The sequence below is a fragment of the Pandoraea thiooxydans genome (assembly GCF_001931675.1).
Classification (GTDB): domain Bacteria; phylum Pseudomonadota; class Gammaproteobacteria; order Burkholderiales; family Burkholderiaceae; genus Pandoraea; species Pandoraea thiooxydans.
Genome location: NZ_CP014839.1, coordinates 1,222,254 through 1,244,337, shown reverse-complemented (window position 1 = coordinate 1,244,337; position 22,084 = coordinate 1,222,254). Strand labels below are relative to the sequence as shown.

Annotated in this window: 16 protein-coding genes; 3 read left to right on the top strand and 13 right to left on the bottom strand. The window is 63.4% G+C overall.

The features are described 5' to 3' along the window. Nucleotides 1–47: 47 nt before the first annotated feature. From phaC to PATSB16_RS05635, 3 genes are all read right to left on the bottom strand, one after another. Nucleotides 48–1,808, bottom strand: a complete 1,761-nt coding sequence (gene phaC, locus PATSB16_RS05645; RefSeq protein ID WP_083566681.1) for a class I poly(R)-hydroxyalkanoic acid synthase — start codon at nt 1,806–1,808, stop codon at nt 48–50. A gap of 369 nt (nt 1,809–2,177) precedes the next feature. Then, nucleotides 2,178–2,984: a peptidoglycan editing factor PgeF gene (gene pgeF / locus PATSB16_RS05640; RefSeq protein WP_047213069.1), complete on the bottom strand. Its 807-nt coding sequence runs from the start codon at nt 2,982–2,984 to the stop codon at nt 2,178–2,180. Further along, nucleotides 2,962–4,074 (bottom strand): RluA family pseudouridine synthase, encoded by a 1,113-nt coding sequence (locus PATSB16_RS05635; RefSeq protein WP_083566680.1) that lies wholly within the window; start codon nt 4,072–4,074, stop codon nt 2,962–2,964. Before PATSB16_RS05635 ends, pgeF begins: the two co-directional genes overlap by 23 nt. Before the next feature lie 20 nt (nt 4,075–4,094). Between PATSB16_RS05635 and PATSB16_RS05630 the strand changes: the two genes are divergently transcribed. Then, nucleotides 4,095–4,922: an outer membrane protein assembly factor BamD gene (locus PATSB16_RS05630; protein ID WP_047213067.1), complete on the top strand. Its 828-nt coding sequence runs from the start codon at nt 4,095–4,097 to the stop codon at nt 4,920–4,922. A 124-nt stretch (nt 4,923–5,046) separates the two neighbouring features. Here the strand turns inward: PATSB16_RS05630 and PATSB16_RS05625 are convergent, their stop codons facing one another. From PATSB16_RS05625 to PATSB16_RS05615, 3 genes are all read right to left on the bottom strand, one after another. Further along, nucleotides 5,047–7,119, bottom strand: a complete 2,073-nt coding sequence (locus tag PATSB16_RS05625) for an ATP-dependent DNA helicase (RefSeq protein ID WP_237170351.1) — start codon at nt 7,117–7,119, stop codon at nt 5,047–5,049. 73 nt (nt 7,120–7,192) lie between these two features. After that, the gene (locus PATSB16_RS05620) at nt 7,193–7,396 is read right to left on the bottom strand and encodes a DUF465 domain-containing protein (RefSeq protein ID WP_047213065.1); all 204 of its coding nucleotides are present in this window, start codon (nt 7,394–7,396) and stop codon (nt 7,193–7,195) included. Nucleotides 7,397–7,446: 50 nt separating this feature from the next. Further along, nucleotides 7,447–8,229 carry a colicin transporter gene (locus PATSB16_RS05615; protein WP_156884615.1) on the bottom strand — a complete coding sequence of 261 codons (783 nt, stop codon included), beginning with the start codon at nt 8,227–8,229 and terminating at the stop codon, nt 7,447–7,449. A gap of 115 nt (nt 8,230–8,344) precedes the next feature. Here PATSB16_RS05615 and PATSB16_RS05610 point away from each other — a divergent pair, with 115 nt between their 5' ends. Then, nucleotides 8,345–10,660 carry a Tex family protein gene (locus PATSB16_RS05610; protein WP_047216294.1) on the top strand — a complete coding sequence of 772 codons (2,316 nt, stop codon included), beginning with the start codon at nt 8,345–8,347 and terminating at the stop codon, nt 10,658–10,660. An 8-nt stretch (nt 10,661–10,668) separates the two neighbouring features. On the opposite strand, the gene PATSB16_RS05605 is transcribed toward PATSB16_RS05610, so the two are convergent. Beyond that, complete coding sequence (locus PATSB16_RS05605; protein WP_047216293.1) at nt 10,669–11,565, bottom strand: LysR family transcriptional regulator; 897 nt, start codon at nt 11,563–11,565, stop codon at nt 10,669–10,671. Nucleotides 11,566–11,682: 117 nt separating this feature from the next. On the opposite strand from PATSB16_RS05605, the gene PATSB16_RS05600 reads away from it, so the two are divergent. Beyond that, nucleotides 11,683–13,095: an MFS transporter gene (locus PATSB16_RS05600; protein ID WP_047213062.1), complete on the top strand. Its 1,413-nt coding sequence runs from the start codon at nt 11,683–11,685 to the stop codon at nt 13,093–13,095. Between the two features lie 31 nt (nt 13,096–13,126). On the opposite strand, the gene PATSB16_RS05595 is transcribed toward PATSB16_RS05600, so the two are convergent. The 6 genes from PATSB16_RS05595 to PATSB16_RS05570 form a co-directional block, all read right to left on the bottom strand. Next, nucleotides 13,127–15,214: an OPT family oligopeptide transporter gene (locus PATSB16_RS05595; protein WP_047213060.1), complete on the bottom strand. Its 2,088-nt coding sequence runs from the start codon at nt 15,212–15,214 to the stop codon at nt 13,127–13,129. Between the two features lie 86 nt (nt 15,215–15,300). Beyond that, nucleotides 15,301–17,193, bottom strand: a complete 1,893-nt coding sequence (locus PATSB16_RS05590) for a potassium transporter Kup (protein WP_047213058.1) — start codon at nt 17,191–17,193, stop codon at nt 15,301–15,303. A 106-nt stretch (nt 17,194–17,299) separates the two neighbouring features. Then, nucleotides 17,300–18,025: a DUF2968 domain-containing protein gene (locus PATSB16_RS05585; protein ID WP_052892581.1), complete on the bottom strand. Its 726-nt coding sequence runs from the start codon at nt 18,023–18,025 to the stop codon at nt 17,300–17,302. A 125-nt stretch (nt 18,026–18,150) separates the two neighbouring features. Then, complete coding sequence (locus PATSB16_RS05580; protein WP_047213057.1) at nt 18,151–19,560, bottom strand: sigma 54-interacting transcriptional regulator; 1,410 nt, start codon at nt 19,558–19,560, stop codon at nt 18,151–18,153. A gap of 11 nt (nt 19,561–19,571) precedes the next feature. Next, complete coding sequence (locus PATSB16_RS05575) at nt 19,572–21,620, bottom strand: TadG family pilus assembly protein (RefSeq protein WP_047213055.1); 2,049 nt, start codon at nt 21,618–21,620, stop codon at nt 19,572–19,574. A 44-nt stretch (nt 21,621–21,664) separates the two neighbouring features. Beyond that, nucleotides 21,665–22,081: a DUF3613 domain-containing protein gene (locus PATSB16_RS05570; RefSeq protein WP_052892580.1), complete on the bottom strand. Its 417-nt coding sequence runs from the start codon at nt 22,079–22,081 to the stop codon at nt 21,665–21,667. Nucleotides 22,082–22,084: the final 3 nt, after the last annotated feature.

Here is a 22,084-nt window from a genome sequence, read left to right as displayed (position 1 = left end):
TCACCTTGACTTCATGAAATTAAAAACGCCCCGCTTTTACCTGATTTTCAAGCCTTGGCCTTGACATAGCTGCCAGGCGCCGGCTCGACCGGCTGGTATTGGACATTACCATAGCCGGATGACGCCTTGACGCGTCGCCCGCCATAAGAAGCAAGCCAGGCGTGCCAATCCGGCCACCAGCTGCCAGGATGCTCCTCGGCACCGGCCAGCCAATCGTCAGCGCTCGCCGGCAGCGCATCGCCGGTCCAATAGCTGCGGCGCTGCTTGGCCGGCGGGTTGATAACCCCCGCGATATGGCCCGAGGCACCCAGCACAAAGCGCTTCGGCCCGCGGAGCAACGCCGTCGACGCGTACGCGGCACGCCACGGAACGATGTGGTCCTCGCGCGAGCCGAAAATATAGACCGGCACATCGATCGCACCGAGATCGACCGGCACGCCGCACACCGTCAGCCGGCCAGGCTGCTTCAGTTCGTTCTGCAGGTACATGTGGCGCAGATACCAGGCAAACATCGGCCCCGCCAGATTGGTGCTGTCGCCGTTCCAGTACAGCAGGTCGAACGCTGGTGGCGACTGGCCCTTGAGATAGTTATCGACCACATAATTCCACACCAGCTCGTTGGGCCGCAGGAATGAAAATGTGTTGGCCAGCTCGACACCGCGCATCAACCCGCAGGGCCCATTGCTGCCGCCGATGGTCTGCTCGCGCCACTGCACATGGGCATCGTCGATGAAGACGTCGAGAATGCCGGTATCGGAGAAATCGAGAAACGTAGTCAGCAGCGTCAGACTCTTGAGCGGAGCCTTGGCACCGCGCTCGCCACGCCCGGCCAGTACCGCCGCCGCGGTCGCCAGCAGCGTGCCGCCAACGCAAAAGCCCAGCGCGTTGATCTGGCTCTGCTTGCTGATCTGACGCACCACTTCGATGGCTTTGAGCGGGCCCTCGGCGATGTAGTCGTCCCACTGTTTGTCGGCCAGGGTCTCGTCGGCATTGCGCCAGGACACCATGAAAACCGTGTGCCCCTGCTCCACCGCGTGGCGCACCAGCGAGTTGGCGGGCTGCAAATCGAGGATGTAATACTTGTTGATGCACGGTGGCACGATCAGCAGCGGGCGCTGAAACACCGTGCCGGTCAGCGGCTTGTATTGAATCAGCTGGATCAGGTCGTTCTCGAACACGACCGCTCCCTCGGTGCTGGCCACGTTGCGGCCGAGCTCGAACGCCGTTTCATCGGTTTGCGAAACTTTTCCTTTGCTGAAATCGGCCAGCAAATGCCGCAGTCCGGCCAACAGACTCTCGCCCTGGGTTTCGACCAGACGCTGCTGCGCATCGGGGTTGGTAGCGATGAAATTGCTCGGCGCGGCAGCGGCGATCCACTGCTCGACGGCAAAATGCAGGCGTTCGCGTGTCTTCGCATCGGCCTCCACCGCAGCGGCAAGGCGTGTCAGACAACGCGCGTTGAGCAAGTACAAGGCCGCCGGAATCGCGTACATTGGACTGCGCCAGGCGTCACCCGCGAAGCGGCGGTCGGCAAGTGCGAGACCGTCGGCGGGTGGCGCCGAGCAGCGCGCCATCAGGTCGGAGAATTCACGCCAATAATCGGCCTGTATTGCGCTCAATTGAGCCGGGTCCATTTTGAGCGCCGGCATCGCCGGCCGGTCGTCGCGCGTCGCGCCGGTGGCCGAACCATCGGGCATGAGTGACGAAAGAAATGTCGGATCCAGTGTGCGGCGCAATGCGCCGAACCATTCGGACATATCGGATGCCTGAGCAGGGGAAGCCCCGAATCCAGGGAAGAGACCCGCCATGAAGGGAGGGTCGACACGAGCGCTGGCGGATTTCATGATGGCTTAAAGGCAAAGAATCTGTACGTCACCCGGAGTATCCGGAAAGCTTCGGTCATTCTTGCGTCTGGCGCCAAGCGTGTCAATGACATCGCTCACGACAGAGTTCATTGTGAAGCCCTTCCTTTACTTTTTGAACGCAGGTTTATCCCAATGGGGCGTCGCGATTTTAGGCGGACTGTGTGTCACTTTCGTGGTCGGTATCGCAGCACGCCCGATTTTCCGACGGTTGACCGTCTGCCCGCACGAGCGGCCCGGCTTCGATCGCTTTACCCTGTCATCGAACGGCGGCCAACGCACTGCCCCCGGGCGCCCGATGCCGTCGAGCAGCGCTCAGCGCCCCTTTTCCAACCAGACCAGCGCGGCCATCCGGCCGGTGACGCGATCGCGACGGTATGAATAAAACCGCGCCGGTGCGTCGTAGGTGCACCACGTGCCGCCGAACACTCGCGTCACATCATGGCGAGCCAGACGCAAGCGGGCCAACGCCGGCAGGCTGGCGAGATATTTGGGCGGCAACGCGGTACCTTGACCGGTGCCTGGCACGGGTGCGAAGGCCGCCTCTGTGGCGGCGGCCTCGCCCGGCAACGCGGCCGCCAAAAACGCGTCGCGCACTTCCGCGCCGACCTCGAAACGACCCGGGCCGATCGACGGGCCAAGCCAGGCCAGCAATTCGGCGGGCCCACCCACGCGCTGGCGCAGTGTTGCCACGGCCTGCTCGATCACGCCGGCGCACAAACCGCGCCAGCCGGCATGCACGGCGCCTACCGCCCGGCCTTCGACGTCACACAGCAAAACCGGCAGGCAGTCCGCCACCAGCACCGCGCACGCCACCCCGGGCGCCACCGTCACGCTGGCGTCGGCCGCTGGCGCCGTGGCGGCATAGGCGGCTTGATCGGCGTTGGCGACGGCGGTCCCGTGGACTTGAGCCAGCCACCCTGGGCGTGCGCCGATGGCCGCAACCAGGCGTGCGCGATTGGCCTGCACCGCCGCGACGTCATCGCCGGCATTCAAGCCAAGATTCAAGCTGGCATGCGGGCCGACGCTGACGCCGCCGGCCCGGGTGGTAAACAAAGCGCGCACCCGGGCTGGCGCGGGCCAATCGGGCAAAATCCAGTCAGGATGAGGCGAAAAGGTCATCGATATGCTCTGATGCGAATAATTCGTTCATATCGAAAGATAACCCCAAGGCGCCCAGCAAGTCACGCATATCGTCAGGCAACTCGCTCTGCCAGGACATCGGCCGTCCGTCGGCCGGATGCAACAGGCCGAGTCGCCAGGCGTGCAGCGCCTGGCGCCCGAACGCCCCGGGCAGTGCCGGGCGGGCGTGGCGACCGCGATATACCGGATCCCCCAGCAATGGATGGCCCAGATGAGTCAGGTGCACGCGGATCTGGTGCGTGCGCCCGGTGTCGAGCGAACACAGCACCAGCGAAACGGGCTGCCCCTGCCAATGACCGCTGGCCAAGGTCGCCAGCCGGGTGCGAGCCGGCTTGCCGGCGGCTCCGTCGACCACCGCCATGCGAGTGCGCTCGCGCGGGTCTCGCCCAAGTGGCGCGTCGACCAGCGCACGAGCCGGCGGCGTGCCCCAAACCACGGCCGCGTAATAACGCTTGACCGTGCGCGCCTGCAATTGGCGAACCAGATCGGTTTGCGCGGTCAGCGTGCGCGCCACCACCATCAGACCGGAAGTATCCTTGTCCAGGCGATGCACGATGCCGGCGCGCGGCAATCCTGCGGCTGCTTCGCCATACCGGTGCAATAGTCCGTTGAGCAGGGTGCCCGACCAATTGCCGGCGGCCGGATGTACAACCAGCCCAGCGGGCTTGTTCAGCACCACCAGTTGCGCATCCTCGTAGACGACGTCGAGCGGCACCGGCTCGGGTGTAAAGGCCATCTGCTCGGGCAGCGCGGCGGTCCGCACGACAACCTGCTCACCACCGAAGACGCGCTGACGCATCCTGGCAGGGGTGCCGTCGAGACTCACCCGCCCCGCATCGATCCAGTCCTGCAGACGGCTGCGCGAGTAGGCCGGAAACAGGCGCGCCAGCACTTTATCGAAGCGCTCGCCGGCCGCTTCGGGCGGCACCGTGCCGGCCAGCGTCGCAGTCTCGGCCACATCGAGTGCCGCAGCGCCCGTATGGATCGGCGCGTCGTCGTCGCCATCGTCCGGAATTTCGGTGGCAACGGGAATGGTTAGGCTATAATCCGGGACTGTCGAACGGGTCATTGAGAAGTGAAGCGAAAAGCATGCAAGCCCTGAAATTTTCTAAGTTGACGCTGCTGGCGGTCTGCCTGACCAGCGTACTCGCCGCATGTGGCGTTCTGCCGGAGAAGGTCGACGAGACACAAAGCTGGTCGACCAGCAAATTATACGCGGAAGCCCAGAGCAGCATGGCCGATCGCGACTACTCGAAGGCCGCGAAATACAACGCGATGCTGGTAGGTCGTGATCCGTTCGGGAAATTCGCCGAGCAGGCACAGATCAATACGGCCTACGCCCACTACAAGGATGGCGACACCGATCAGGCAATGGCCGATGTCGACCGGTTCATCCGGCTGCATCCGTCGAGCCCGATCATCGACTACGCGTACTACCTGAAGGGATTGATCACTTTCGACGACAATCTCGGTCTGTTCGGCCGGTTCAGCGGCCAGGATCTGAGTGAACGCGATCCGAAAGCCCTGCAGCAATCGTACGAAACCTTCAAATATCTGGTCGAGCATTACCCCAACAGCCAATACGCCAAGGACGCGGCCGAACGCATGCGGTACGCGCTCAACGCGATGGCCAAGCATGAAGTGCTCGTGGCGCAGTATTACTACGACCGCGGCGCCTATTTGGCTGCCGCCAACCGTGCGCAGGACGCAATCAAGAAATTCAACCGGGCGCCTGCTGTGGAAGACGCTCTGTGGATCATGGTCGAAGCCTACAAAAAGCTCCACCTGACCAAACTGAGCGACGACGCTCGCCGCGTACTGGCCGCGACCTACCCGAAGAGCGACTACCTGACGTACGGCTACAAGCGCAGCAAGCGTTCCCACTGGTGGCAATTCTGGGGCGGTACCACCTCGTAATCCCTGAGCGGGTAACAAACCTGACCATACAGAAATGCCGTTCAACGAAAGTTGCGCGGCATTTTTCTTTTGGGGCAGGCGCCGGGCGCTCGGCCCATCGCCGTATCGTCGGCAAACGACAATTTCACTGCGCGCCGGCAGCCTCGACGTGCTCGAAGAACGACAGTACGGTCGGCAGTTCCCGAGTACGCTTGAACGGCGGCAGGCTTTGCCAGATTCGCCTGCCATAGGGCTTCTCGACCAGGCGCGCATCACAGATCATCAACACGCCACGATCACTCTCGGAGCGAATCAGACGGCCCGCACCCTGCTTGAGTGTAATCACCGCCTGCGGCAATTGATGCACGGCGAAAGGACTCAGCCCCTTCCTGGCAAGCGCGTCGAGCCGTGCGGCGAGCACCGGGTCGTCGGGCGGGGCAAAGGGCAATTTATCGATGATTACCAGCGAAAGCGCTTCGCCGCGCACGTCGACGCCTTCCCAGAAACTTTGGCTGCCGATCAACACGGCATTGCCAAGCGCACGAAAGCGATCGAGCAATTCGGTGCGGCTGGCATCGCCCTGCACCAGCAACGGATACGACCAGCCGCGCCGATCGAATTCGTCGCGCAGGCGTTCGGCCGCGCGTTTGACAGCACGTAACGTGGTGCACAGCAGGAACGCTCGGCCGCCGCTGACCTCCAGCACCGGCAGCGCCGCTTCGAGCACCGCATCGGTAAAGCCGAGTGCCGATGGCGCCGGCAGATTGCGCGGCACGTACAGCAGGCTCTGCGCTTCATAGTCGAATGGGCTGGGCAGCGAGATCGACTTGGCGGCGTCCAGCCCAAGCTGGGCTGCATAATGGGTGAAGTTGCCCTTGACCGACAGCGTCGCGGAGGTGAATATCCACGCGCGCGGCGCGCCGCCGCGCTGCTTGGCAAAGATCGGCGCGATCGACAATGGCGTCAGGTGAAGCTGCACGGCGTGCGAGAACACCTCGACCCAGCGCACGCTGGCCCCTTCGTCCGCACTCCCGCTCTCGCCTCCCCTGCCGCTTTCGTCGCCCTTACCGAGTGCGTTCGCGGGCGCCTTGCCGATCGATGCCACGGCCTCGCCGGCGGGCGGCTCGGCATGCTGCCACTGCGCCAGCAAGCGATGCAAATCAATGGCTCTACGCAGACAGGCGCCGAGCGCCTCGGCCCGCTCAGCGTGCGCTTCGAGCGTCGCGATCAGGTCGAGCAAAGCCGACTCCAGCTTATCGAGTGCCTCGAACAACGCATGCGCTTCGCCGAGTTGCGCGGCTGACACGCGCAACGCATCTTGCGAAAAACACAGCCGCACATCGCGCGCGGCACGCTCGAGCGCGGCACCCAGCGCACTCCACTGCGCGGCGTCGCGCGCATGCACCAAGCCCTCCGCAACGGTGTCGCGGGCAAGCTCCAATAATTGGCCGGTCGACAGGGTTTGACCGAAAAACAGCGTAGCCGTCTCCGGCAATTGGTGCGCCTCGTCGAACACGATTGTGTTGGCGCTTGGCAGCAGCTCGGCAATGCCGGTATCGCGCAGCATGACGTCGGCAAAGAACAGATGATGGTTGACCACCACCAGATCGGCCTGCTGCGCTTCCTTGCGCGCCTGCATGACGAAACAGTCCTTGTAGCGAGGGCAGTCGGCCCCCAGGCAACTGTCGCGCGTCGAGGTCACCTGGGACCAGATCGGCGCATTCTCCGGCACACTGGCCAACTCGGCCTTGTCGCCGCTGCGGGTGAGCTTGGCGAACTGGACGATCTCGCGCAACTGCGCGATCTCGTGGCGCGAGCCGAAGCGGCCTTCGTGCTCGGCACGCTCCAGATAATAGTGGCACAGATAATTAGCCCGCCCCTTGAGCACCGCGACCGAGACAGGCACTGCCAACGCCTCGCGCACAGTGGGAATGTCACGTGCGAACAACTGATCTTGCAGATGTTTGGTGCCGGTCGAGATGATCGTTTTGCCGCCCCACAGCATGGCCGGCACCAAATACGCGTAGGTCTTGCCGGTGCCGGTGCCGGCCTCGGCGATCAGCGTGTCGTGGGTGGCCAGCGCAGCGCTCACGGCGCGCGCCATTTGGAGCTGCGCCGGACGCGGCCGATATCCATCGATGGTCCGCGCGAGCAAGCCGTCGGCACCAAAGATCGTTTCCAGTTCGCTCGCATGTTGCGGCGCCGGTTGCGGCAGGATGCTGTCAGCCGTGGCGGCGTCGAGACTGGCGTTGGAATTGGTCAAAACGGTTCAGTTAGCAGGGGTAAAGCATTCAAGCCGGGGTATCGGGCGCCTGCTGCAATTGCAGCAATGTAATCGCATCCTTGATTTTGAGCCGACGCTTCTTCAGCCGCCGCAGTTGCAGTTCGTCATAGTTGTCTTCTTCCATCAATTTGTCGACCAGATAATCGAGATCGCGGTGCTCGATCTGCAGTTCGATGATGCGCCGGCCGATCGAATGAAGATTATCTTGCATAGCCATTCCTTACGCGCCGCCAGTGCGGCCGCGTCATGACGATCCGAAGGTTACTGCCCCTGTGGCGTCTTTTGCTGTTGCTGTTGCTGTTGCTGTTGCTGTTGCTGTTGCTGTTGCTGTTGCCGCTGCTGCTCCTGCTCCTGCGCCTTGCGCCGTGCCGCGGCCCGACGCGCCGCGACGTCCTTGGCCCGCTGCGCGGCGTCGGCCTGCTTCTGCTGGAATTTCTGCACGTTCTGCGCTCGCTCCTGCGCCCGACGCTCGGCGGCAGCCCGGTCCTGCTCGAGCTTCTGCTGGAACTCGGCCTGCTTGGCATCATAGGCCTTCGCATCAGCCGCGCGCTGCGGCAATTCGCCGGTGCGCTGAACCTTCTTCTGCTCGAATTCGGCCTGCCTGGCCCGATAGTCGGCAGCGTTCTGGCGTTGCTGGGCTTCGCGCTCCGGCGCCTGCGCCTGAGTCTGCGCACGCTTCTCGGCCAGTCGCTGGTCACGCGCCTGGGCTCGCGCAGCCCGCTCGGCCGCGTCCACTTTCAGGCGTTGCGCGCGAATTTTCGCCAGGGCGTCACGCTCGGCGTCCTTGGCCTGATCGATACAGTGGTTGACGAAAAACCGGTCGTAGCAATCCCGCTCGGCAACCTTGTAATGGTAGACAGCCCACGCCTTTTGGTTATCCAGTGCTGCGCGTTGGCGGGTGAACTCGGGAGAATTGCCCCCCGTGGCGGTCGCGCCGGTCAATGGAGCAGCCGCCGAGACGGCCGAACTGGGGGTTTGCGCCCGCACCGCATAGGGCCAGCACAGGCTCACAGCCAGCCCGATGCCAGCGAGGAAATTTTTCACAAATGAAATCATGCGTTTGGGCAAAGTAATGGCAAATTTTAACATCGCACGCCCGGCCCTGCCGGTTGTTTATGGCAAAATGCGTCGCTTTGCTGATCGCGATATTTCACGACGAATGACCGATAACGTAGCTCAACAGATCATCCAGCGCATTGCCGCCGAACTCGGTGTGCAACCTCGTCAGGTCGCCGCTGCCGTGCAACTGCTCGACGAAGGCGCGACGGTGCCGTTTATCGCCCGTTACCGAAAGGAGGCGACGGACAACCTGGACGACACGCAGCTGCGCAACCTGGAAGAACGTCTGCTGTATCTGCGCGAGCTCGAAGAGCGACGCGCCGCCATCCTGCAAAGCATCGATGAACAGGGCAAACTGAGCGACACGCTGCGCGCGGCCATCGAAGCGGCCGAGACCAAACAGGTTCTGGAAGATCTCTACCTGCCCTACAAGCCCAAGCGCCGCACGCGCGCGCAGATCGCGCGCGAGGCCGGTCTGGAACCGCTGGCGCTGGCGCTGCTGGGCGACCCGATGCTCGATCCGGCGCTCGAGGCCGCCAGGTTCGTCGACGCCGAGAAAGGCGTGGCCGACGTCAAGGCCGCGCTCGACGGCGCGCGCGATATTTTGTCCGAACAATTCGGCGAGACGGCCGAGCTGCTCGGCAAAATCCGCGAATTCATGTCGGCCGAAGGGGTCGTGTCATCCAAAGTCGTGGAGGGCAAGGAGCGCGAGGAAGGCGAAAAATTCCGCGACTATTACGACTACGCCGAAACGCTCGCCACCGTGCCGTCGCACCGCGCGCTGGCGCTGTTTCGCGGCCGCAATCTCGGCATCTTGATGATCAAGCTCGGATTGGGCGAAGAACGCGACGCCCTGGCACCGCATCCATGCGAAGGGATGATCGCGGCGCACGTCGGGATCCGCCAGCAAAACCGCCCGGCCGACAAATGGCTGGGCGACGTGTGCCGCTGGTGCTGGCGGGTGAAAGTGCAGCCGCACCTGGAATCCGAACTGCTCACGCAATTGCGTGAGAGCGCCGAGAGCGAGGCGATCCGGGTGTTCGCGCGCAATCTCAAGGCGCTGCTGCTGGCCGCGCCGGCCGGCCCCAAGGCGGTCATCGGTCTCGATCCGGGCCTGCGCACCGGCGTCAAGGTGGCGGTCGTCGATCGCACCGGCAAGCTGCTGGCGACCGATACCATTTATCCGCACGAACCCCGGCGCGACTGGGACGGATCGCTGGCCAAGCTCGCTCGCCTGGCGCAAGCGACCGGCGCCGAGCTGATCAGCATCGGCAACGGCACCGCATCGCGCGAGACCGACCGCCTGGCGACCGAACTGATCAAGCGCCACCCCGAACTCAAGCTGCAGAAAATCGTGGTGTCCGAGGCCGGCGCGTCGGTCTACTCGGCGTCCGAGCTGGCTGCCAAGGAATTCCCGGAACTCGACGTCTCGCTGCGCGGCGCGGTGTCGATCGCGCGGCGCTTGCAGGATCCGCTGGCCGAACTGGTCAAGATCGAGCCCAAGGCAATCGGCGTCGGTCAGTACCAGCACGACGTCAACCAGCGCGAGCTGGCGCGCATGCTCGACGCCGTGGTCGAGGACTGCGTCAACGCGGTGGGGGTCGACGTCAACACCGCCTCGGTGCCGTTGCTCGCGCGCGTGTCGGGGCTCAACAGCGCACTGGCGAAGAACATCGTCGAGTTCCGCGACAGCAATGGCGCCTTCCCGAGCCGCGAGGCGCTCAAAAAAGTGCCGCGCCTGGGCGACAAAACGTTCGAGCAGGCCGCCGGCTTTCTACGTGTGAACGGCGGCGAAAATCCGCTCGATCGCTCGTCGGTTCACCCGGAAGCCTACCCGGTCGTGGAGCGGATTCTGGCGCGAATCAGCAAGCAGATCAGCGAGGTGATGGGCAACCGGGAAGCGATTCGCGGCCTGTCGCCGGCCGAATTCGTCGACGAACGCTTTGGCCTGCCCACCGTCAAGGACATCCTGGGCGAGCTCGAAAAACCGGGGCGCGACCCACGTCCGGAATTCAAGACCGCGTCGTTTCAGGAAGGCGTGGAAAAACTGTCCGACCTCAAGCCTGGCATGCTGCTCGAGGGAGTCGTCACCAACGTCGCCGCGTTTGGCGCGTTCATCGATATCGGGGTGCACCAGGACGGTCTGGTGCACGTCTCGGCGATGTCCACGAAATTCATCAAGGATCCGCACGAGGTGGTCAAAGCCGGCGATATCGTCAAGGTCAAAGTGCTTGAAGTCGACGAAAAGCGCCAGCGCATTTCCCTGACCATGCGGCTATCCGACGATCTGCCGCCCGCCGGCGAGCGCAGCGGCGCACGCCCGCAAGGCTCTGGCGGCACCCATCGTCCGCCGCGCCAGCGCGAGGCCGAACCGGCCAGCGCGATGGCTGCCGCGTTCGCCAAACTCAAACGGTAGGCAACATACTAGCGCGGCCGGCTCATCGATCCGGCCGCCGACTCCTGCTCGAACACCTCGACGATCGCATCGGCCACGGCGCGCACTCGTGCCGTGCGGTTCAGATCCCCGTGCATGACCAGCCACATGTCATAAGGGTCGGCGCGCTCGGGCCACACACGCGCGAGCAGTGGATCGTTTTGTGCCACGTGGGTCGGCAATTCGCCGATTCCGAGTCCCATACGCACCGCGTGCAGCAGCATCAGCCCCGAATTGACCTCGAGCGCCACACGCGCATTGGCGATTGACTCCCCGCACAGGGCCTCGCTCTGATAAGCGGCCACCGCGCGTTGATAAATCACCACGTCGTGCCCAGCCAGCGCATTGCCGGGCACCGGCATACCATGCGTATCGAGGTAGGCTCGGGCGGCAAATAACCCGACTTGCCGGCGCGCGAGGTGCCGAGCGATCAGATCCGGACTGTCTGGCCGCACCGTGCGCACGGCCAGATCGGCCTCGCGACGCGTCAGATTGGTCAGGTGCGTGGCAGTGCTCAGCACCATGCGGATATCGGGATGCGCGGCATGCAGCTGTTGCAAGGCACGCATCAGTGAGGCGAACGCCACCGTGTCGGTGCAGGCCACGCGCACTGTGCCGGAGAGCCGCTCGTCAATGCCCTGCATTTGACGCTGCAGCTGATGCGCAGCCAGCTCCATCTGCTCGGCCGCCTGGCAGGCGTGTTCACCGGCCGGCGTGGGCACGTACCCGGCGGGGGTCCGTAGAAACAGGCGCGCATCCAGGGATTTTTCCAGCGCGGCAAGGCGTCGCCCGACCGTCGCCTGATCGATTTGCAGGACGCTGGCGGCGCCGCGCAGTGTGCCCTGACGGTAAATGGCAAGAAAAATACGGGCGTTGTCCCAGTCCATGGCATGATGCATTTTTGCATTTGATCGCCGCGATTTTATCGCTTTTTTGCATCAACAGAAGTCTTTATGATGGCGACTTCTCGCCCCTCGCGGTCAACCTCCCAAGGAGTTGCCATCATGTCCAACGACTGCTGCCCCACCGCCGCCACCGCTGCTGCCGCCCCCGCCGCAGCTCGTTCGGCGAACGCCGCCCGCCAGAGCGCCTGGCCATTGATCACCGTCGCACTGGGTTTCGTGATGGCGATGCTCGACGTCACGGTCGTGAACGTCGCCTTGACTCACATCCAGCGCAGTCTGTCGATTCAGCTCGCGGGCCTGGTCTGGGTGGTCGATGGCTATACCCTGACATTCGCCGCCTTGCTGCTGGTGGGCGGCGCGCTGGCCAACCGCTTCGGCGCGCGAACCGTCTACATGGCAGGACTGGCACTGTTCATCGTCGCCTCGCTGCTATGCGGCGTGGCGCCCAGCGGCAATGCCCTGATCGGCGCGCGGCTGCTCCAGGGCGTAGGTGCGGCGCTGTTCATGCCGAGCTCGCTGAGCCTGCTCAGCCAGGCCTATCCCGATAATGCGGTGCGCATCAAAGTGCTCGGCCTGTGGTCGGCGATCGTATCGGTGGCCGCGGCCATGGGGCCGATGGTGGGCGGGGTGCTGGTGGCTTCGCTCGGCTGGCGCAGCATTTTCTGGCTCAATGTGCCGATCGGTATCGTTGGGCTGCTGCTTACGCGCTGGTGCATTGCCCCGTCGCCACGGCACGCCCAGGCGCTCAATCCCGCCAGCCACGCACTGGGCGTGACCGGCCTGGCAGCCCTGGCCTTCGCTTTGATCGAGGGAGCGCCGTTGGGTTGGCGATCGGCACCGATCATTGCCGCGCTCTCATTGGCCGCAATTGCGATAGCGGCCTTCGTCGTACGCGAGCGTCGCGACGCCACGCCGGTCGTGCCGCGCGCGCTGTTTCACGACAGCCGTTTTCCAGCGGCCAATGCGATCGGATTCCTGATCAATCTGGGTGCGTTCGGCCAACTGTTCCTCTTCAGCCTGTTTCTGCAACAGGCGCGCGGCACCGACGCCTGGCACACCGGCGTCGATCTGCTACCGCTCATGGCGGTGTTTACGGTCGGCAACCTGCTGTCGAGCCGCATTACCGCCCGCTGGGGCGCCCGCTCGCCCATGCTGTGGGGATTGCTCGGCTCGGCGGTCCTGTCATTGCTGCTGGCCGCCTGCGGCGCGCAGCTGCCATACGGATGGTTTGCGCTGGGCGCGGCGCTGGCGAACTTCGGCGTGGGCATCGCCGTGCCGGCGATGACGGCGACCGTCATGCATGTGGCCGGTCAGGCACACGCCAACATCGCCGCGGCCTCGCTCAACGCCAATCGTCAAATTGGTGCGCTGATCGGCGTCGCGGCGATGGGCGCGGTATTGCACACGGTACCCAGCTGGCCGCACGCGCTGCCCATCACCTTCGGCATCATCGGCCTGGCCTACGCATGCGCCGTGCTGTTGGTCACCCGGTACATCCGGTTGCACGCGTAACAGGCGCGGAGCAACAGCGACCGCCGCCTGCTTACCCTGCTGCGGCCAGCGTGCGCCGGCTGAACCACCAGCATACGCCGGCGAACACCAGCAGGCCGAGCCATTCGGCGGTCGGCGCGAATCCCGCGCCCACGATCGCCAGCGGCGCACTGCTGCCGCTCACGCCGATGACCCCGGCCAATATCACGCCAACCAGACTCTCTCCAACGATCAGGCCAGAGGCGATCAGCACGCCGCGCCGGTTCGCATGAGCGGCGTATTGATCGTACGCAACCCCGGCCGCCACCGCGCCGCGCCGCAGGCGTCGCTCGAGCAGCCAGGCAATGACCGCGCCAATCACCAGCGGCGCGCTGATGGTGGGCGGCAGGTAAATGCCGATACCCACGGCCAACACGGGCAAACGCGCCACGCCCCCGCTGCGCTCCTGGCGCCGCTTGAGCAGGAGATCGATGACGATAAGCACCACGCCGATCAGCAGCCCCGTCACGATCATGGTCCAGTTCAATTTGTGCGTGAAAATGCCCATGGCGATGGCCGTCATCAGCGTGGCCTGCGGTGCTGACAGCGCCTGCCCCGGGTCCATGCCGGCATGCGGCAGCGCGCCGGCAAAACCATAGGCGTTATAAAGCAGCACGAGAATCGGTGGAATCACCAGCGCTCCAACCACGCAACCGATCAGCAATGCCACCTGCTGCCGCCAGGGCGTCGCGCCCACCAGCCAGCCGGTTTTCAGGTCCTGCAAATTGTCGTTGGAGATCGTCGCCACCGCCACCACGGCCGACGTCGTGAAAATGGCAAGTGCAATCGCCAAACGCCTGCCCGCCGGGTCATGCAGCATGCCGTTGGCTTGCCCGATTGCCAGCAACAGCAGCGAGACCAGAATCACCGCAACGATCCCGATACCCGAAATCGGACTGGCGGAGGAGCCCACCAGTCCAGCCATGTAGCCGCACGCCGCAGCGATCAGAAAACCGAAGACGAACGCGAAAATCACTCCATAGATCACCAGACTGGCGATGACCCCGGAGGTCAACGGCACATCCGAGAGGAAGGCCCCGAACACCACGGCCAGCGCGGCGACCAACGCCAGCGTAATGACGATGATCCAGCGCGGCGACAGGTCGCGCTGCGTGCGCGGCCCGCCGCCACCCATCCGGCCTGCGCCACCCGCGTCGCGCAGCGCTGCGAACGAGGTCCTGACCCCGGCCACCATCGGCTTGAAGAGTGTGGCCAGCGTCCAGATGGCTGCGATACCGATGACGCCCGCCCCCAGAAACCGTACTTGAGTGCTCCACAGTCCGGTGGCGAACTTGGCGATCGACATGCCCGGCGGCATGGTCGCGCCGGCGGTCAGGATCGGCACAGCGAGGCCCCAGGAAATCAGCAGGCCGATCAACATGGCGATGCCTGCCACGATGCCGATCAGATACCCGGCGCCGACCAGCGCCAGCGAGAAACCCAGCGGCAGTCGGAACACCGCCGAGCCGACCGAAAACCAGCCGCTGATGCTGTCGGCGAAGATCCGCAGTCCGCCGGTTGCAAATGCCATCAACGCCGACACCACGCCGCCGGCGGCAATATCCTTGACGCCGGACCCGGCAGTCTTGCGCCCGGCGCCCGCTTCGGCCGTGGCAATCGTGCCGCCTTCCGCACCGGCGGCATGGTCGCTGCCGATCCGCAGGATTTCCGCCGCCGCTACCCCTTCCGGGTAAGGCAGGTCGCTTTGCACCACCATTGCGTGGCGCAAAGGGATCGTGAACATGACGCCCAACATGCCGCCTGCGGCGCAGATGCCGAAGGTTTGCCAAAATGGAAAGCCCTGCCAGTAGCCCATCATCACCAGACCCGGCAGGATAAAGATGATCGACGACAGGGTTCCCGCCGCAGACGCCTGGGTCTGCACCATATTGTTTTCGAGAATGTTCGCGCTACTGAACATCCGCAGTACCGCCATGGAGATCACGGCGGCCGGAATCGCGGAGGAGAAGGTCAGGCCGACTTTCAGGCCGAGATAGATGTTGGAAGCGGTGAATACGACGGTGAGCAAGGCCCCCAGAACGATGCCCCGCAAGGTCAGTTCGGGTAGCGAAATATCATCGGATATGCGATCGGTAGTCATACTGTGCACTCTGCATAGGATGAGAAGTGCACAGTCTACCGCAGCAAAAGCGCAAACGCCGCGAAAGCAGGCGGCGATGCGCTCGCTCAGATTTCGATCTTGGTGCCGAGCTCGACCACGCGATTGGCCGGAATGCTAAAGAAATCCGTCGGCTTTGCGGCGTTTTGATGCATCCAGGCGAAAATACGTTCGCGCCATATCGACATGCCCGGCAGCTTGGTCGGCACGACGGTCTCGCGGGCCAGGAAGAACGACGTATCCATCAGGTCGAACGTCATGCCGGCATACTCTTCGAGCAAACGCAGCACATCCTTGACATCGGGCGTTTCGTTGAAGCCGAACGCCGCCACCACGCTGTGCAGGCCGCCGCCGAGGTCTTTTATCTCGATGCGCTCCGCATCTTCCACATAGGGCACGTCGAGCGTGCGGATGGTCATGAAGATCGTCCGCTCATGCAAAATGCGATTGTGCTTCAGGTTATGCAACAGACTGACCGGCACCAGCGTATTGCCGCCGGTGAGATAAATCGCCGTGCCCTGTACGCGATGCGGCGGATGGGCCAGCAGTCCCTCGACGAACGGCTTGAGCGGAATACCGTCGACCGCGGTGCGCTCGCGCACGAGCATGCGGCCCGTATGCCAGGTCACCAGCAGGAAGAAGATAAAGCCGCCGAGCGCCAGCGGCAGCCAGCCGCCCTCCTCGACCTTGATCAGGTTCGCGCTGAAAAAGGCGAAATCGACGATCAGGAATCCGGAGATGATCAGCGCCACCAGAAGCTTGTTCCAATTCCACACCTTCACCATCACCACGCAGGCCAGAATGGTCGTGATCACCATTGTGGTCGTCACGGCAATGCCATAGGCCGCCGCCAAATTGGTCGAGCTCTTGAAGGCCAGCACGATCCAAATGATCACGAACAGCAGCATCCAGTTGATGACCGGCATATAGATCTGGCCGATTTCATGCTCGGAGGTATGCTGGATCTTCATGCGCGGCACGTAACCCAGTTGAATCGCCTGGTTGGTCAGCGAGAAGGCCCCCGAAATCACTGCTTGCGACGCGATCACGGTGGCGATGGTCGACACCACCACCAGTGGTATCAGCGCCCAGTCGGGGGCCATCAGGAAAAACGGATTCTGAACGGCTTTCGGGTGATTCAACAGCAGTGCGCCCTGCCCAAAATAATTCAGCACCAGCGAGGGGAACACAAGGCCGTACCATGCAAAACGGATCGACCGGGCACCGAAATGCCCCATGTCGGCATACAGCGCTTCAGCCCCCGTTACCACCAGGAACACCGATCCCAGCACGAAATACGCCTGCAACGCGTGTCGCAGCATGAACTCGATCGCATAGTGCGGGCTCAAGGCCTTGATGATGGCCGGCGCTTGCGCAATGTTGTAGATGCCGAGAATTGCAAGCACGGCAAACCACACCAGCATGATCGGCCCGAACAGGCTGCCGACCTTGGCCGTACCGGATTTTTGCATCGAGAACAGCAGAACCAGAATCGCCAGGGTGATCGGAATGACATATTCGGTCAGCGACGGCGCCGCGATCTCCAGCCCCTCGACGGCCGAAATGACGGAAATGGCTGGCGTGATGACCGCATCGCCATAGAACATGCAAGCGCCGAAAATTCCCAGCATCATCAGGATGCCGGCGAGGCGCCCGCCCGCCCGCACGCTGCGCAGGCTCAGCGCCATCAAGGCCAGCACCCCACCCTCGCCCTTGTTGTCGGCACGCATCACGAACAGGACGTACTTGATCGAAACGACGATCATCAGGGCCCAGAACAGCAGCGAGATGATGCCGAATACCGAGCTGTCGCTGAATGGAATGCCGTGATGCTTATCGAAGCATTCCTTTAGCGCATACAACGGGCTCGTGCCAATATCGCCAAACACCACGCCTATGGCGGCGATGATTACTGCGGGCAAAGCTTGCGGGCCGGGCCCGTGTCGTTGGGTTTGCGTCATGACAAGTTGGTGGTAGTCGATTTTTTGCACCGCACAAACGGCGCTATTCTAACCGCCCCCGCAGTTCGCAGCCACTATACATCGCCCAACCGGCGTCCCGAAACCCTTACTCGGAAACGGCGTGGCGTTTGGACCCTTTCTTTATTTCAGCATAGGATTTGTGCCGCTGAATGTCTTGCACCGCCTTCAAATCAGCCGAATTCTGCTGATGCTCGAGCAAGCGGATCTGCTGCTGGACCTTGGCCAGCCGGGCTTGGGCCGCGTTACGCTCGGCATCGAGAGCGGCAGCCTGCTCGGCGACTTCCTGATGATTCTGCGCCAGTGCGGCTTCCTGTCGCCGCTGGATGCTCAGGTCGGTCTGCAAACCGGCCAGTCGACTTTCATTGGCCGCCATCAACTGCGCGATATGAGCATTTTGTGCATCGAGCAGGATGCGGCGAATCTCGACCTGGGACAGTTTGACCGTCTGCTCCACGAAATCATGATAGAGCGCCTCGCTGCGCGCGGCGTCAGTCAGCTTGGCTACCCGCCAGAACTGGCCATCGTGAAACAACGCCACGTAATAAGTCAGTGTGCCCGGATGAAACAGCAGGCTGGCGCCGTATTTGCCATTGTAGGTGGTGCGCAGCTCGCTCAATTCGTGCTGCTTGATCAACGCCTGCAGTTCCTGGACCGCGCCGGACGGCGCCGCGGCCGGGGCGGCGTCAGTGGCGCTCGTTTGAGCCAGCGGAGCGACCGAGCCTGCCTGGGCCTGAGCCAACGGCACCACCGCAGTCGCCTGCGCGCGGCTTGCCGACTGCGCCACGGCAGCCAACGGCACTGCCAACATCATGCAACCCAATACACCGATCCATCTGCCCGCGCGCCCTTTTCCCCCAAAAGCACTCATCTGTTCTGGTTCCCTCGTTATCCGTCTATTTGTTGATATCGCTGCGCCGCAAATATACGCGACATCCGCTACGTTTCAAACTCGTTCAAGGTCTCGGCGTCGGCCCCGACGATCTGATACTTGCGCATCTTTTCCCACAACACCTTGCGGCTGATGCCCAAGGCATTCGCCGTGTCCTGGCGGCGCCAGCCGTTGCCGTCGAGCGCGGAGACGATACGCTGACGCTCGGCCAGATCCCATCTCGAGCGGTCCACCGGCTCGATCTGTGCCGACTCGCGCGCCGACGCGTCGCGCCCGGCGCGCAACGCCGCCAGCGTGGCAAATATCTGCCGGATACGTGACTCGTCCCAGACGCCGAGCTGACGATAAACGATCCCGACGCGTTCGGCAATATTTCGCAGCTCCCGTACATTACCCGGAAAAACCATATTTGCCACCAAATCCAGCACCCACTGTGGCGCTTGCGGCACACTTTGTCCGACATCCGGCCCGGCCACTCGGCTCAGGAAAGCGTTGAAAACGGCAATTTTATCGATTGCGCCGCGCTCTTCCAGATTCGGGATGCGAATCTCGATCACGGCAAGCCGATAATACAGGTCGGCCCGGAAAGTCTCCTGCCGCACCATCTCCTGAAGATTCCGGTTGGTGGCGGCCACCAGCCGGAAATCCAGCTGGATCGGCGCGGCCGACCCGAGCCGGGTCACCGCGCTGTCTTCGAGCACGCGCAGCAGCTTGACTTGCTGGTACAGCGGCAAATCGCCGATTTCATCCAGAAACAGCGTACCGTCGTTGGCCTGCTCGAAATAACCCTTGTGCGCGTAGAGCGCGCCGGTGAACGCCCCCTTGGCATGACCGAAGAAATGCGACTCGAACAGACCGTCGGGAATCGCGCCGCAATTGACCGGCACGAACGCGCCCTGCCCGTAGCGCCGATGTTTGTCGTGCAGCAGCCGCGCGATGCGCTCCTTGCCGACCCCCGTCTCGCCATGGATCAGCACGTTCGAATCGCAATCGGCAAACGCGTCGACTTCGCCCAGCAAGGCAAGCATGGCCGGCGAATTCGCGACCAGCGGCTCGCTCTGAGCCACCTTGCCGTCGGCCGACCGCAGCTCCGCGGCGAGTTTGAAGATCAGCGTGCGCAACTCGGCGCCCGTGAAATCAAGGGTCAGTATGTTCGAATATTCGGGCGGGTACACGCGCGGGTCCTTCTCGCGCGGCGCGGCCGACACCCAAATCACGGGCATGCCCTGGCCGAGCTGCCAGTCGCGCGCCTTAAGACGGCTGCCATCGATATTGGTCACGCTCACCACCGCCAGCGCGGGCCTTGCGACCGGCCGCTCGGGGAGCACCTCCAGGCCATCGGCGCGTATCACGTCGATGTCGAAACTCGCCAGGCAATGGGCCACCCGCTCGGCAATGTCAGACTTGCCTTCCCATACATACACGTCGAGGTCGTCCAGCGGCGGCTTGATACTCATTGTCTTTCCATTCAATACACCAGTTGCACGTGATTGGTGCCACAGTCGACCGACAGCAGCGAGACATCCGTGACACCGATCTTGATACCCAGAATATCGTTGAACAGCAAGTTCTGGATAAGCGAGGTCGAGAGCGCGTTCAAGGTAGGCTGCAGCACTTGCAGCACCAGCCCCGACAGAGCCGTCAGCGCATTCTGTCCGCTGTTGGCACCGACCACCGGCTGCACGAACGTCACCCGGCACGCCTGCTGCGCCGACGGAATCAATAACGCGTCGCACGTGACGTCGCCCAGCAGATTACCCAGGCCGCTGAGCAGCGCATCGGCGGTGCCGAGCACATTACTGACCAGCGAGTCGACGCTGCTCACAGTCCCGCCGATGTTCAGGGTAAGCACGTTGGTGAGCGTGCTGCCGAGACTATTGGCCACGCCAGTGACCTGATTCTCGGCTGTGCTCAGCGACTGATTGATCTTGCTCAGTGTCAGCGGGTCGCCATTCAGGGCGGTGACCAGATTGGTCGCCAACTGATTTTGCTGGCTGGTCGTCGCCACCGGGTTGGTCGCGCCGATGCCATGCATCAGCGCCAGCAACAGCGCATTCGTTACGCTGCTGGCGGTCGTGCCCAGATTCACATTGGTATTGGTGGTTTGCGTAGTACCCACCGCAAACGGCGGATTGGTCGTCGACTGCCCGAGCAGACTGAGATTGACCTCGGTGCTGATCGGAAAACCCAGCACGGTCGCGATCGTCGCCGGGCCGGTCATCGTCGCGCAGCTGCTTTGCGAATCGAGCACCCCATTCTTGAATGAGCCCACACACAGGTTGGCCACACCCGAGCTCACGTCGATTTCCGCCTCGTTGGCAGGCAGGCCCGCTTCGCACATATGGCTGAGCGTGCCGGTCGACTGCGCAACCTCGATGATCAGCGGCAAGTTCACGTTAATCAGGCTGCCGAGCAGCGGTACCCCGCTGGTGCTGATATCCAGGCGTACACGCACCTGGGCATCGCTGGCCGTGGTGCCCACGCCGCCGATGCCGATCGCCGGCGGCTGGATCACGCTGACATTGCCGCTCACGCTCGATCCCAGCACGTTCAAATTGGTGGTCGGAATGCTCACCGCGCCGCTACCCGTCGCCACGCCCAGTGTGGTGTTGACCAGGTCCAGCACATTGACTTGCGCATTGAGCGCCGAGGCTACGTCGGGACTTCCATTGGCCGAAGTGATGTTCGCGAAGATACCGGGCGTCGTGCCGTTGCCAAACAGTTGAATCGGCAAATTCAAGGCCGCTACGCCAAGCTCGGCCTGCAGCGTCGAGAGCGCGCTGACCGCCAGATTCGCAGTGCCGTATTGGCTCACCACGTAGGATTTGCTCGCATCGAGCAACTGCCCGATGGTCAGATGCTGGATGGTCGCCAGGCTGTTGAGCGTAGCCACGTCGATGTTGGCCGTCACGGAAATACCGAGTTGCTGGAGCAAACCGGCCGGCGTGATGTTGGCATTGGCCAGCCCCGCGTACGAAACCAGATCGATCGACGTAGGGTCGACACCGATGTTGGCCAGCAGTTGCGGCAGCAATCCCGTCGAGTCCATGCGCAGCAACCCGCTGCCCACCGTAAAGGCGGCTACCGGCGCCGCGCTGCGCGCCACCGCGTCGACCTGCACGACCCGTGTGCCAATACCGGCAAACAGCGAAGGTACGCTCTTGCTCAGTTGGACCAGCACCGCGTTGGCGTTGGTCGAGCCCGCCGTGAAGCTGCTCAGGGTGCGGGCGCCGGCGGTCCAGGTACCGCACTGGATCTTGTCCTGACTCACCGTCAGATAATCGGCGGCCGACAGATTGGCCTTCAGATTCGTCTGAACGCTGGCGGTAATCTGCGTGCAGTCCGGCAAGCTCTGCGCGCCAGCCAGCGCGGCCAGATCGGCCACCTTCTGCAAATTGCGCTTGACGTAAAAAACGTAACCGGTGTCGATCGCCAAGCCCAGAATCACCGCCACCATCACGAAAATCACCGAGACGATCGCCACCGACCCCCGCTGCCGATGCGGCAACGGCGACATAGGCCTGGCTGACGAACGTGCTGAACTCGGCTTCACGGCGCGCCTTATCTCGACTGACTGCCTGAGGTGCCCGAGACTTTGCTGCTGAAGAACTCGGGAATCGGATGACGGAAGCTGTCGAGATAGCGCCGGTAACTTGCGCTGGCCTCGGCGCCGAGCATCGGCAAGGCGGGGCCGGCCCATCGGCCATCGGCCTGGGCTTGCAGCAGCTCCCTCGTCGTGCCGCCGATTTCGGCATGGCGGCGCGGTTGCTGCCCGGACGGGCGCGCCGGCGGGGCGAGCGCAATCGGCGCAGAACCGGCCTGCTGCCGCGTCGGTGCGGGTATTGGCGTCGGCATCGGCGTGGGCGTTTGCATCATTGTGCCGGTCAACGGCGGCGCAGGCTGCGCCCAAGTGGGCGCGCAGCCCAGCCAGGCCGTTGCCAGCAGCGCCACGCTCAGTTTGTTCAGGGATATCGTCATGGG